The sequence below is a fragment of the Bradyrhizobium sp. CCBAU 25338 genome, from assembly GCF_028128965.1.
Classification (GTDB): domain Bacteria; phylum Pseudomonadota; class Alphaproteobacteria; order Rhizobiales; family Xanthobacteraceae; genus Bradyrhizobium; species Bradyrhizobium liaoningense.
The window spans coordinates 136,228-148,505 of record NZ_LFKY01000032.1 but is presented as its reverse complement, the minus strand read 5'-3'; the positions used below and the strand labels follow the sequence as shown (position 1 = coordinate 148,505).

At 64.7% G+C, this 12,278-nt stretch carries 10 protein-coding genes and 1 pseudogene; 6 read left to right on the top strand and 5 right to left on the bottom strand.

Features of this window, described 5'->3' with window-relative positions; translation table 11 throughout:
• Positions 1-184 precede the first annotated feature (184 nt).
• The 4 genes from ACM42_RS12805 (at position 185) to ACM42_RS12790 (ending at position 5,231) form a co-directional block, all read left to right on the top strand.
• Complete coding sequence (locus tag ACM42_RS12805) at positions 185-853, top strand: outer membrane protein (RefSeq protein ID WP_271528254.1); 669 nt, start codon at positions 185-187, stop codon at positions 851-853.
• A 287-nt stretch (positions 854-1,140) separates the two neighbouring features.
• On the top strand, positions 1,141-4,125 hold the full coding sequence (uvrA, locus tag ACM42_RS12800; RefSeq protein WP_271528253.1) for an excinuclease ABC subunit UvrA: 2,985 nt from the start codon (positions 1,141-1,143) through the stop codon (positions 4,123-4,125).
• A 47-nt stretch (positions 4,126-4,172) separates the two neighbouring features.
• Entirely contained in the window at positions 4,173-4,496 is a 324-nt protein-coding gene (locus tag ACM42_RS12795; protein WP_271528252.1) for a hypothetical protein, read from the top strand.
• 60 nt (positions 4,497-4,556) lie between these two features.
• Positions 4,557-5,231 carry an HAD-IA family hydrolase gene (locus ACM42_RS12790; RefSeq protein WP_271528251.1) on the top strand — a complete coding sequence of 225 codons (675 nt, stop codon included), beginning with the start codon at positions 4,557-4,559 and terminating at the stop codon, positions 5,229-5,231.
• Between the two features lie 78 nt (positions 5,232-5,309).
• Here the strand turns inward: ACM42_RS12790 and ACM42_RS12785 are convergent, their stop codons facing one another.
• Positions 5,310-5,954: a TetR/AcrR family transcriptional regulator gene (locus ACM42_RS12785; protein ID WP_271528250.1), complete on the bottom strand. Its 645-nt coding sequence runs from the start codon at positions 5,952-5,954 to the stop codon at positions 5,310-5,312.
• On the opposite strand from ACM42_RS12785, the gene ACM42_RS12780 reads away from it, so the two are divergent.
• Together ACM42_RS12780 and ACM42_RS12775 are read left to right on the top strand one after the other, a co-directional pair.
• Entirely contained in the window at positions 5,892-7,169 is a 1,278-nt protein-coding gene (locus tag ACM42_RS12780) for an alpha/beta hydrolase family protein (protein WP_271528249.1), read from the top strand. The genes ACM42_RS12785 and ACM42_RS12780 overlap by 63 nt on opposite strands.
• Before the next feature lie 29 nt (positions 7,170-7,198).
• On the top strand, positions 7,199-8,044 hold the full coding sequence (locus tag ACM42_RS12775) for a DUF3313 domain-containing protein (RefSeq protein ID WP_271528248.1): 846 nt from the start codon (positions 7,199-7,201) through the stop codon (positions 8,042-8,044).
• A 77-nt stretch (positions 8,045-8,121) separates the two neighbouring features.
• On the opposite strand, the gene ACM42_RS12770 is transcribed toward ACM42_RS12775, so the two are convergent.
• The 4 genes and pseudogenes from ACM42_RS12770 to ACM42_RS12755 form a co-directional block, all read right to left on the bottom strand.
• A complete protein-coding gene (locus ACM42_RS12770; RefSeq protein WP_271528247.1) occupies positions 8,122-9,075 on the bottom strand; it encodes a YVTN family beta-propeller repeat protein in 954 nt (317 codons plus the stop codon).
• 2 nt (positions 9,076-9,077) lie between these two features.
• Positions 9,078-9,641, bottom strand: a complete 564-nt coding sequence (locus ACM42_RS12765) for an SRPBCC family protein (RefSeq protein WP_271528246.1) — start codon at positions 9,639-9,641, stop codon at positions 9,078-9,080.
• Positions 9,642-10,557: 916 nt separating this feature from the next.
• Positions 10,558-11,325 (bottom strand): annotated as a pseudogene (locus ACM42_RS12760) (AAA family ATPase).
• A gap of 87 nt (positions 11,326-11,412) precedes the next feature.
• A complete protein-coding gene (locus tag ACM42_RS12755; protein WP_271528245.1) occupies positions 11,413-12,273 on the bottom strand; it encodes a PCC domain-containing protein in 861 nt (286 codons plus the stop codon).
• Positions 12,274-12,278 lie beyond the last annotated feature (5 nt).

The following is a 12,278-nucleotide window of genomic DNA, read 5'->3' as shown; positions in this document are numbered from 1 at the left end:
TTGGGCGAGAAGTACCGGGGGGACAACGAGTCAGTAACCATTACCTTTTGCGTCGTTGTGGCTTTTCGGAGACACAACTTGCGGCTTTGGTGGTGTAAACACAACCTCAGTTGGGCCGTTGAGTCCGCTGCCCTTCCGGTCACGGAAGGCAACAACAGAAACTGGGACTGGGATTTAGTTAAAGATGAAGAAAGTTTTGTTGGCTTCGGCCTGTTTGTTCGCTCTTGCGGCCCCTGCTTCGGCTGCTGATCTCGCAGCTCGCCCTTACACCAAGGCTCCGATCGCTCCGGCCGCTGTTTACAATTGGACCGGCTTCTATCTCGGTGTCGTCGGCGGCGGCGCTTGGGAAGACGCTGGCAGCCCCCGCATGCAGGGTGGCTTCGTCGGCGGCACCGCCGGCTACAACTGGCAGACCGGCAACGTCGTGTTCGGCCTCGAGGCCGATGGCTCCTGGGCTGACGTCAGCGCCTCGGCGACCGCTCTCGGCGTCACCGCGTCGTCCAAGACCGACGCGCTCGGCACCGTCCGCGGCCGCATCGGCTACGCCGTCAACAACCTCCTGTTCTACGGCACCGGTGGTTATGCCTGGATCGACAACAAGATCACCCTCACGGCACTGGGCGTGTCCGTGTCGGACAGCAAGTGGCACTCCGGCTGGACCGTCGGTGCGGGCGTCGAGGCGTTCTTTGCTCCGCAGTGGTCGGTCAAGGGCGAGTACCTCTATCGCAGCCTCGACAGCGAGAACTACTTCTCGAACCTCGGCGCGCCGCTGGCATCCGGCACGCTCAACTTCCACACCGTGCAGGTCGGCGTGAACTATCACTTCGGGGGCCCGGTCGTCGCCAAGTACTGATCTGAAGTACTGATCGCGACCGACGTCTTATCGTCACGAAAGGCCGGCGCCAGCGCCGGCCTTTTTGTTTGATGGCTCGCTCTGCGCAGTTCCGCCCGCTCCTGCTACTGCCAGATGCCGCCAGCGCGCCAACAATCCGTTGACGATTCGCAAGTCGCACTGGAAATCCGCCGCCGTTCTTCCTACGTTCGCTGCCATACCCATCGGCGCCGTTCCCGGTTCCGGGCGAAGCGCGCCTTCAACATTGGCGCGATCGCGCGTCTTTGGATTCCTTAAGGACCAGCGGGATGGACGAAGTGATCAAGGCGAAGCGCCAACAACAGAACGCGGGCTCCAGCCTGCGCGCAATTTCGATCCGTGGCGCGCGCGAGCACAACCTCAAGAACATCGACGTCGAGATCCCCCGCGACAAGCTGGTGGTGTTCACCGGCCTCTCCGGCTCCGGCAAATCCTCGCTCGCCTTCGACACCATCTACGCCGAGGGCCAGCGCCGCTACGTCGAATCGCTGTCGGCCTATGCCCGCCAGTTCCTGGAGATGATGCAGAAGCCCGACGTCGACCAGATCGACGGCCTGTCACCGGCGATCTCGATCGAGCAGAAGACGACGTCGAAGAACCCGCGTTCCACCGTCGGCACCGTCACCGAGATCTACGACTACATGCGCCTGCTCTGGGCCCGCGTCGGCGTACCCTATTCGCCGGCCACGGGCCTGCCGATCGAGAGCCAGACCGTCTCGCAGATGGTCGACCGCGTGCTGGCGCTGCCCGAAGGCACCCGCCTCTATCTGCTCGCGCCCGTCGTGCGCGGCCGCAAGGGCGAGTACCGGAAGGAGCTGGCCGAATGGCTCAAGAAGGGCTTCCAGCGCGTCAAGATCGACGGCACCTTCCATGAGCTCGCGGAAGCGCCGACGCTGGACAAGAAATTCCCGCACGACATCGACGTCGTCGTCGACCGCATCGTGGTGCGCGCCGATATCGGCCAGCGCCTCGCCGAAAGCTTCGAGACCGCGCTGAAGCTCGCCGAGGGCCTCGCCGTCGTCGAGTTCGCCGACGCGCCGGCGGCCGCGCCTGCCGAAGAGAAAGAGAAAAAGAAGACCGCGAAGATCCACGACAAGAGCGGCCCCGAACGCATCCTGTTCTCGGAAAAGTTCGCCTGTCCGGTCTCCGGCTTCACCATCCCCGAGATCGAGCCGCGTCTGTTCTCGTTCAACAATCCCTATGGTGCCTGCCCGGCCTGCGGCGGCCTCGGCGTCGAGCAGCATGTCGACGAGGACCTCGTCATCCCCGAAAAGGACCTGACGTTGCGCAAGGGCGCGATCGCGCCCTGGGCCAAGTCGTCATCGCCCTATTACGTGCAGACGCTGACCGCGCTCGGCAAGCACTACAAGTTCACGCTCGACACCAAATGGAAGGATCTGCCGAAGAAGACGAGAGACGCGCTGCTCTATGGCTCCGGCGAGGACGAGATCAAGTTCTCCTACGAGGACGGTGTCCGCTCCTACGACACCAGGAAACCGTTCGAGGGCGTCATCACCAACATCAACCGCCGCTACCGCGAGACCGAGAGCGAGTGGGCGCGCGAGGAGCTGGCGAAATACTTCCACGACGTGCCCTGCGAGGCGTGCCACGGCTTTCGGCTCAAGCCCGAGGCGCTCTGCGTCAAGGTCGGCGGCAAGCATATCGGCGAGATCTCGGAGCTGTCGGTCAAGAAGGCCGGCGAATGGTTCGCAGGCGTACCCGAGACGCTGAACAAGCAACAGAACGAGATCGCCGGCCGCATCCTGAAAGAGATCCGCGAGCGCCTGACCTTCCTGCTCGACGTCGGCCTCAACTATCTCACGCTGTCCCGCGCCTCCGGCACGCTGTCCGGCGGCGAGAGCCAGCGCATCCGCCTGGCCTCGCAGATCGGCTCGGGCCTGACGGGCGTGCTCTACGTGCTCGACGAGCCCTCGATCGGCCTGCACCAGCGCGACAATGCCCGCCTGCTCGACACGCTCAAGAGGCTGCGCGACCTCGGCAACACCGTGGTCGTGGTCGAGCATGACGAGGACGCCATCCGCCTCGCCGACTACGTCCTCGACATCGGCCCCGGCGCCGGCATGCATGGCGGCAACATCGTCGCCGAAGGCACGCCCGCCGAGATCATGCGCAACCCGAAATCGTTGACCGGCAAGTATCTGACCGGCGAGCTCGAGGTCGAGGTGCCGGAGCGGCGCCCGCCGAACCATCGCCGCACCATCAAGGTGGTGAACGCGCGCGGCAATAACCTCAAGAACGTCACGGCGGAGATCCCGCTCGGCCTGTTCACATGCGTCACCGGAGTCTCCGGCGGCGGCAAGTCGACCCTGCTGATCGACACGCTCTATCGTGCCATCGCCCGCAAGCTGAACAACGCCAGCGAAGGCGCCGCGCCGCACGATCGCATCGAGGGCCTCGAGCACATCGACAAGATCATCGACATCGACCAGTCGCCGATCGGCCGTACCCCGCGTTCGAATCCGGCGACCTATACCGGCGCCTTCACGCCGATCCGCGAATGGTTCGCCGGCCTGCCCGAATCCAAGGCGCGCGGCTACGAGCCAGGGCGCTTCTCCTTCAACGTCAAGGGCGGCCGCTGCGAGGCGTGCCAGGGCGACGGCGTCATCAAGATCGAGATGCACTTCCTGCCCGACGTCTACGTCACCTGCGACGTCTGCAAGGGCAAGCGCTACAACCGCGAGACGCTCGAAGTCCTGTTCAAGGGCAAGAGCATCGCCGACGTGCTCGACATGACCGTCGAGGAAGCCGCGGAATTCTTCAAGGCGGTGCCGCGTGTCCGCGAGACCTTCCAGACCCTGCACCGCGTCGGCCTCGACTACATCCATGTCGGCCAGCAGGCCACCACGCTCTCGGGCGGCGAAGCCCAGCGCGTCAAGCTGGCGAAGGAGCTGTCCAAGCGCGCCACCGGCCGCACGCTCTACATCCTGGACGAGCCCACCACCGGCCTGCACTTCCATGACGTCAAGAAGCTGCTGGAGGTGCTGCACGAGCTGGTCGCGCAGGGCAACACGGTCGTCGTCATCGAGCACAATCTCGAAGTCATCAAGACCGCCGACTGGGTCATCGATCTCGGCCCCGAAGGCGGCGACGGCGGCGGCGAGATCGTCGCCTGGGGCCCGCCGGAAGACATCGCGAAAGCGCCGCGGAGCTATACTGGCAAGTTCCTGGCGCCGGTGCTGGAGAAGGCGCGGAAGCCGAAGCGGAGACGGACGGCGAGCGAGGCGGCGGAATAGCGCCGCCCGCTGGGCCGACCGGCTGAAGCTGCCGTGGAGTGGTCTCCATGCCGAGCCGAACTTATACACTCTTTCGTGACGCAATCCTCGCAGAGCAGCAGGTGACCTGCGTCTACGAGGGTCGCCCTCGCGAGCTCTGCCCGCACATCATCGGCACCAACAAGGCTGGCGAGGAGGCTGTGCTGGCGTGGCAGTTTGCCGGCGAGAGCACCGGATCGTTGCCGCAATGGCGGTGTCTCAAGCTGGCAAATGTTAGCGGCGCCCGGGCGCGCGACGGGCGCTGGCACGAAGGCGGCTCGCATCGGACAACGCAGACTTGCGTCAACAACATCGATATCGACATCAATGTTCATGTTCGCAAATTGCGTTGATTCATTCCCAGTGCAGTTCTGCCCCATCGCGTTTTGTCAGCGAATTCCAGAACCCGACTCATGCCCTACGCCCTCGCCATCTTCGATCTCGACGGCACCCTCGCCGACAGCTTTCCGTGGTTCCTCCGCACCATCAACGATGTCGCCGATCGCTTCAATTTTCGCCGCGTGAAGGATGAGGACATTGAAGAGCTGCGGCATGCGTCGAGCCGCGAGATCCTCTCCCGGCTCGAGGTGCCGCTGTGGAAGCTGCCGGCGATCGCGCGGCATGCGCGGCGGTTGAAGGCGGAGGCCGCTAGCGAGATTCCGCTGTTTGCGGGTGTCGAGGCGATGCTGCGGACACTGGCCGAACACGGCGTGCAGCTCACGCTGGTGACCTCCGACAGCGAGGCCAATGCGCGCGAGAAGCTCGGGGATGCCGCCGCGTTGTTCGCGCATTTCGACTGTTCTGCGTCGATATTCGGCAAGCCCGCGAAATTTCGCCGAGTCATCCGGCGGGCAGCCGTAAGCCCTGAGCGTGTGATTGCGATCGGCGACGAGGTTCGCGACATCGAGGCCGCTCGCGCCGTCGGCATCGCCTGCGGCGCCGTGTGCTGGGGCTACGCGGCGCCGGCGGCGCTGCGGGCGCTGCGGCCGGACCATATGTTCGAGCGAATGGATGAAATTGCGCCGACGCTGTGCTCCGGTGCCGTAACCCGGATGAGCAGAGCGATACCCGGGAACGTCGGTGGATGAGGACGGCTCATCCGGCAAATCACTCAGCCGAAGCTGCGGAGCGACAGCGTTCTGCAGGCCACCCGGCCTGACGCTCACTCACTCGCCGGAGCGGCCGGCAGTCTTGCGCGAGGACGCCCCTCCAATTTCCTGGTCCAGGCACGCGAAAGCCTCTCTCAGGTGGATGGCCAAAGGTCGCTTGCCCTGATCGCCGTTCCAGTTGTCGATCGCGAGACGTAGTGCTCCGACCGACATCATGGCGACCATGCGGAGAGCAGCTTGTCGGCTGGGCTGCGGCCACAACTGGCAGAGCGCATCGAATACCGCTTCTTCCTTCTCTACGTATTTCGCCTGCTGTCGAATGCGAAGCGCTTCGTTCGCACACATCAGGCGTTCGATCACCTTGGCTTGCTTGTAATCCGCCTGAAAGCGGGCTGTCAGCTCCAACAAGGCGTTTTTCACGGCATCGAGGGGTGACTGCTTGGTCGATTGCTCCAGCACGGCGGCTCGCAGGGTCTCGCTGAAACCGCCGTCCTGCCACGCCAGCAGGATCTCTTCCTTCGACTTGAAGTAATAGAAGAACGTCCGCCGCGAGATCCCGGCTGCCTCCGCGATCGCGTCGAGCGTGGTAGCCTCGTAGCCGTGGGTCAGAAACAGTTTCAGGGCTTGCTCGGCGATGCGATGCAGCGTTTCGCGCCGCTTCCGTTCGCGCAGGCCTTCCTCCCTTCGAGACGAGCTCTTCATAACCTGTTCTGGCACGAAACAAATCCGCTTGCAAAATTACACCAAGTGCAATACAAAATTACACCCAGTGCGAATTGTGTTCAAGGTGTGTTCATGGCGAACAGGGTGGGCGGCGATACTCCCTTGTGGCATGTTTCATCCCCTCACGCAGGTGGCGGGGGCGACGCAATCGCGCCGGGCAACATGACGCGACGGCGCCTTGGTGCCATGCTGCTCGCCGTCGCAGTCACAGCCGCCGTTGCGGCACCTCCAGCGCAAGCGCAGTCCGTCCCGCCCGCCTTCATCGACTTCGACTGGGTCGATCCCGCGCGTTCGCGGGACGTTCCGGCGCGCCTGCATTGGCCGACCAGTGTCGCGCCAGGATCGCGCGTACCACTCATCGTGTTCTCCCATGGCCTGGGCGGCTCCCGCCGGGGCTACAGCTATCTGGGACGATATTGGGCGGCCCGTGGCATCGCCAGTCTGCATGTTCAGCATGCGGGCAGCGATTCATCGCTCTGGCGAGGCAATCCTCTCGCCGTCGTGGACCGCTTGCAGCGAGCGGCTCATGAGAGCGAGACGCTGGCGCGGGCCAGGGATCTGCACTTCGCTCTGAACCTTGTGCTGTCGAGCCCCTACGGCGCCCAGATCGACCGCCGGCGTATCGTAGCGGCCGGACATTCATATGGCGCGAACACGGCCCTTCTTGCGGTTGGCGCCCGCGTGATGCGTGAAGGACGGTGGGTCGAGGCCCGCGACCCGCGCTTCTCGGCGGCGATCGTCATCTCTGCGCCGCCGTTCTACGGCGAGTCCGATCTTGCCTCGGTCCTGGGCAAGATCGCAGTTCCGAACCTGCACGTGACTGCGACAAACGACGTGATCGAAATCCCCGGATACCACTCGCCTGCTGCCGATCGATTGGCTGTCTTCAACGCCGTTGCCGAACCGCGCAAGCTGCTTGCTGTGTTCGAGGGCGGCTCGCACAGCATCTTTACCGATCGCTCGTTCACGGGTGGTCCGGCTCTCAATCCGAAAGTGAAGGCTGCGACGGCCGAGCTCACTCTGGCTTTCCTCGACCTGGCCTTCGACGGCAACGAGACGACGCTGGCGCGTTGGAATGCGACCTGGCAGCCAATCCTGGCATCGGCGCCCGGCGCCGCGCCGTCTCCCGTTCCGGTCGCGCGTTCCCGGCGCATGGTCCAGAGGGCGGCGATCGGTCTTGCTCCCTCGCCATGAGATGGTCAGTCGTCGCGACCTTGAGCTTGATGGCTGCTGGTTGCGCGGTTGCACCGCTGGAGCGGTCCGGGTCCCTGGCCTCCTACGACAATCTGACGCCGTCCGATGGTCTTCTGACCAAGTCGCAGGTTCGGATCAGCAAGGCTGATGTTCTCGCCGCAAAGACTGCGCGTATCGAGCCAGCTGCGTTCGCGGTAACCGCCGCAAGCCAGCCGTTCTCCGACCGGCAGCGCAGCCTGATCAAGAATGCGATGAACAGAGCGATGTGTCTTGCGCTGAGCGAGCGCTTCCGCATCGTAGCGCCGACGGAAGCCGCGGACTTGAATGTTCGGGCGGTCATTACCCACATTGCGCCGACCGATGCGACGGCAGCCGGCGTCTCCAAGGTCGCGAGCGTTGTACCGTCCATCGTTGCTCCCGGTGTGCCCATCCCTGTACCGCGGCTTCCGATCGGACTTGGGAGCCTGTCCGTAGAGGCCGAGGCCCGTGACCGCAGCGGCGACCAAAAAGCTGCCATGATCTGGGCGCGCGGAGCGAATTCCTTCACCAGCGCTCCGCGCGCATCGAGCGACGGGGATGCCTATGATCTCGCCAGCGCTTTCGGAGACGATTTCGGGAAGATGCTTGTTACCGGCGAGAGTCCGTTCGGAAAGGTCTCGGCGCCGCCATCCATCGGCAGTCTGCAGGCCTCTCTCGGCGGCGCGCCCAAGGAGGTGATCTGTGAAACATTCGGGCGAGCGCCGGGACTGATTGGAATGGCCGGAGAGAGGATTGGGCTGCCGCCGGATTGGACCGACCGGGGTGCGCCGGCCAACGCAGCCCCGGAAGCCGCGGTCACCGATCAGGCTGGCCCCCCGCTAACTGATCAGCGCTGACTGGTGTTACTGGATGAGCGATCGACAGCACCTTCATGCAACGTCGTCGTTGGATAGCGGCCGCGGGTTTTGGCGAACTACTCCGTCCTGCGCAAGAACGCCCCGAATGCGCGCGGGCCATCGCCGGTCTTGATCTCGCCGATCACCTTCAGCTCGCTGGCATCGATGATATTGAGCGTGTTGCTCTCCCAGCAGGCGACGATGATGCGCTTGCCGTCGGCGGTTACCGCGATGCCTTCGGGATAGTCGCCGACAGTGATGCGCTTGATCGGCTTCAGGCTCGCGAGGTCGAACACGCTGACGGTGCCGCCATATTGGTCGGTGACGAAACCGCGGCCCGCCGTCAGCGCCACCGCATAGGGGCGCATCCCGACCGGCACACGGCCGATTTCGCGAGCCTCCGCGATATCGATGACCGAGACATCGTCGGAGCCGACATTGGCGGTGTAGGCGCGTGTTCCGTCGGCATCGATGGTGACGCCGAACGGGCGGGTGCCGACGTTGATCATGGCCCTGCGCTGGCGCATCGCGGTGTCCACCACCGAGACGCTGTCGTCGTCGCGGTCCGCCGAGAGCAGCAGCTTGCCATCCGGCGTCACGGCGAGGCCCGATGGCGAGGTCCCGACCGCGATGCTGGCCGTGACGCTGCGCGAAGCCGTATCGATCACCCGCACCGCGGCGGCATACCAGTCGGCGACATAGACGGTGCGGCCATCGGGCGCGACGGCAATGCCGAGCGGCCCGCCGCCGACCACGATCCGCGCCGCGACTTGCCGCGCGGCCGCGTCCACCACCGTCACCGCCTTGGCCTCGGGACTCGTCACATAGGCAAAGCGCCCGTCGGCGCTGACGGCGACACCGGCCGGCTTGCCGCCGATCGGAATGGTCACAACGCTGCGCGACGTCGTGAGGTCCACGACCATCAAGTCTTCGCTGAGCTGGTTGGTGACGAACGCCTCCTCGGCGAACGTGCCGCCGGGACCGACGAGGCAAAGGCTGGCGGCGAGCGCCGCCAGAACCAGCGCCCGCACTGTCAGCTTCCGCTCTCGATCTTCTTCTTGAGCGCCTCGAGCCCGGCCTTGTACAGCCCGCTCACCGCGGTCCTGGCGGCCTCGTCGCTCAGCTCCGGCGGCGGATCGTTGTTGGGATAGCCGCGATAGAACGCGCCGGCCCATTCCAGCTTCGCCTTGCCATCAGGCGCGGGCGACACCGTCAGCGTCGAGGAATAGTTGGTCACCGGCAGCACCTTCACGTCGACCTTGGTGATCCGGTACGAATAGCTCAGCATGTCGGGCTCGTATTTGTAGAGCTCCTCCTCGACCGTTGCGCCGCCCGTCAGCGTCAGCGTCCGCGTCGCGCCGATCTCGTTGCCCTTCTCGCCCGTGGTCTTGGTGACGGGTGGAAGCCAGCTCATGTCCTGGAAATTGCCGATCACCGCCCATACCTTGGCCGGGGCAGCGTTGATCTCGATGGATTCCCTCACCTTCTGCCGCGTCGGCCCGTGCGCCCAGACCGGCTCGAACGCCGTTGTCAGCGCCATCCCCGCCACCGCCAGCGCCGCGACCCCGGCGATCGCCGGTCCCATCGTCATCCTCATGTCGTTTCCTCATTTGATCCTGCGCGACTTGAAGCGCGCTGGGAGCATCGTAGCGCATTTTTGGACGGTGGGGAGACCGGTTCGTGGCGCGGCTGTGGCGGCGCGCTCCCACTATCACACCATCCGTTGCGTTGCCTGACGGGCAAAACACGCCAGAACACGGTCAACGCCTGCAAACGGAAAAAATTCGCTTTACTCGAATTCGGAATTGTCGCATGTTTTGGCCATCCCAGCCCGGGCCGAGGGGCGGATCGCGATCGTCACGAACGCGGGATGGGAATGTGGTGGACGCAGGCAGCGTCGCGCGCAGGCGGTTTGCAGGACGGGTCACTCCGTGGGCAGACGAGACGCGCACACGACGGGCGCAGCCAGCGTACGGCAAAATCGTGTGGTCCTGGCGCCCGGGGTCTGTGCGCCAAGGCTTGTGGTGACGTTGCGGCCCGACCGGGTTCGCATCGTCAACCATCCGCAAGGCGACGGGGGCAATAGTGCATCGCTCCCCGAGGAGATCACGACATAAGCCGTAAAACCACTGCGCAGGGAAGGCCGGATGTTTGGCTTCACCTGTATGCCGCTGTGCATCACTTCCAGCGCATTACGCGCACAGCGGACCGCGGGTGCCAGCCGGCACCCGGCCTTCCCTGCGCCCTCGGCACTCTTGAGGGCGGCGATCAACGCAAAGCTCGGACACGGTGTGCCGCGAGAATGCGAAGCCGCGCGTATAATGCGGGTAGCAATGCTAGAGAAATTCGGGCTCTCGTGCCCCGGACGCAGCGCAGCGCCCCTTCGGCGGTGCGCTGCTGAGCCGGGGCCCATGCAGCAGCACGACGCGCGGACTCCTGGGTCCCGGCTCTGCGCCGCAACGCTCACGCGTTGCGGCTTGTCCGGGACACGAGTGTGGGCGTCGGGTGCGCCCCTACTCCGCCAGCGTCGCCTCCACGAACCCGCGTGGATCGGCACAAAACTCCCGCATCACCCGGTAATGATCGGTCTGCTCCACCGTGGTCGGCTCCAGGCCGTATTTCCCGAGCCGCAGCAGCCGCGCATTGGGATAGGCCATCAGCACCGGCGAATGCGTTGCCATGATCACCTGGCAGATGCGGGACTCTTCCATGCGGCGCAGCAGCTTCAGGAATTCGATCTGGCGCGCCGGCGACAGCGCCGATTCCGGCTCGTCGAAGATGAAGATGCCCTGGCGTTGGCAGCGTTCTTCGAAGAAGCGCAGGAAGCCTTCACCGTGGGAGTGCGAGAGGAAATCGGGACCGGCCTAGCCGGCATCCCGTGCCGCCTTGTCCAGATATCGCGCAACCGAGAAAAAACTCTCCGCACGGAAGAACCAGCCATTGGTGATCTTCGGCAGCCAGCTTGCGCGCAGCGCCTTCGAGAGTTGGCCGCCCATCTTCTCGCGTGCTTCGGAATGATCGACCGGCATGTAGCCCTTGCCGCCACCGGCATCGTCATAGCCGGCGAGCGCTGCGATGCCCTCGAGGATCGTCGACTTCCCGGTGCCGTTCTCTCCCACGATGATGGTGATGGCCGCGTCGAAGTTGAGCTCGAAGTCATCGGGGAAGATGGGCAGGCAAAACGGATAGGCCTCGCGATCGTGAACTTGCGACGGATCGAGCCAGACCCGCTTCAGATAAGGCGCAGGCAGATTGATCGTCCGATTGCCTTTTCGTGCCATTGCCCACCCCTGAAACCTCCGCTAGAACATAACAGGAACATAAGAATTGCAAAGCGATATCTGCCCCGCCCGCCCAGGCCTGACCAGCTACGCCAACGCCTCCAGCACCAGCTCCATGGTCATCAGCACGGGATTGTCGCCGCGGATCAGGCGGCCCTCGGCGATGCCGCCGGTGTAATCGATCAATGCAACATCGAGCGCGGCCTGCAGTTGGCCGGAAGCGCCGGGCGCGATCGCGCCGGCCGTGATCGCCAGCTCGGTGGCAAAGGGCTCGGTGATGCCGCCATGGGTGAAACGCGCGCCGATTGTCGAGCCGACGCCGCCGTGAATTTTCGCACGCGCGATGCCATGTGCACGGCAGAAGTCCTCGAGGCCGCCGGCAAAATCCTGATTGGGCCGCAGCCGCAATGCGAAGCTTCGGCTCGTCGTGCGGGCGCCGGTGCTCGCGACCGCGACGGGCCCGAACAGCTTGAAATTGGTCTCCGGATCGGGTTCGGCAGTGAACATCGCGCCATCGATGCCGAACGCCTCGACCTCGAAGGGCTCGGCCACAACGGTCTCGTCCGGCAGCATGTGGCCGCCGCTTGCCTTGCCGTCGGCCTCGGTCCAGAGCCCATGGCAATGAAAGAACGGTGCGCCGTCCCGCACGCCCAGCGTCATGCTGCCAAGCTTCGTGCGCGTCACGCCTTCGGGCCGATATGTCTCGCTGTAGAATGCCGCGTTCTCGCCGGTCTTCGACAGCGCCGGCATGACATAGGCGAACGGTTCGAGCGCACAGCGGCCGAAATTGAGCACGCCGCCGGCAAATCCCTCTGCCGCAAATCCGCGCCGTGCAGCTTCCAGCAGCGGCAGTCCCGCCTGAAGCGTGAAGGAAAAGGCGCGCCCCCTCGCCTCCACCCATTGAATGCGTTCGGCGACGGGCGGGCCCGGCTGCTTGATGCTGCGCATGACGC

Coding starts and splice junctions, on each gene's coding strand:
- ACM42_RS12765 (WP_271528246.1), bottom strand. CDS start 9,641: ATGAGGATGACGATGGGACCGGCGATCGCCGGGGTCGCGGCGCTGGCG.
- ACM42_RS12775 (WP_271528248.1), top strand. CDS start 7,199: ATGGCTGCTGGTTGCGCGGTTGCACCGCTGGAGCGGTCCGGGTCCCTG.
- ACM42_RS12795 (WP_271528252.1), top strand. CDS start 4,173: ATGCCGAGCCGAACTTATACACTCTTTCGTGACGCAATCCTCGCAGAG.
- ACM42_RS12755 (WP_271528245.1), bottom strand. CDS start 12,273: ATGCGCAGCATCAAGCAGCCGGGCCCGCCCGTCGCCGAACGCATTCAA.
- ACM42_RS12785 (WP_271528250.1), bottom strand. CDS start 5,954: ATGAAGAGCTCGTCTCGAAGGGAGGAAGGCCTGCGCGAACGGAAGCGG.
- ACM42_RS12805 (WP_271528254.1), top strand. CDS start 185: ATGAAGAAAGTTTTGTTGGCTTCGGCCTGTTTGTTCGCTCTTGCGGCC.
- ACM42_RS12790 (WP_271528251.1), top strand. CDS start 4,557: ATGCCCTACGCCCTCGCCATCTTCGATCTCGACGGCACCCTCGCCGAC.
- ACM42_RS12780 (WP_271528249.1), top strand. CDS start 5,892: ATGCAGCGTTTCGCGCCGCTTCCGTTCGCGCAGGCCTTCCTCCCTTCG.
- uvrA (WP_271528253.1), top strand. CDS start 1,141: ATGGACGAAGTGATCAAGGCGAAGCGCCAACAACAGAACGCGGGCTCC.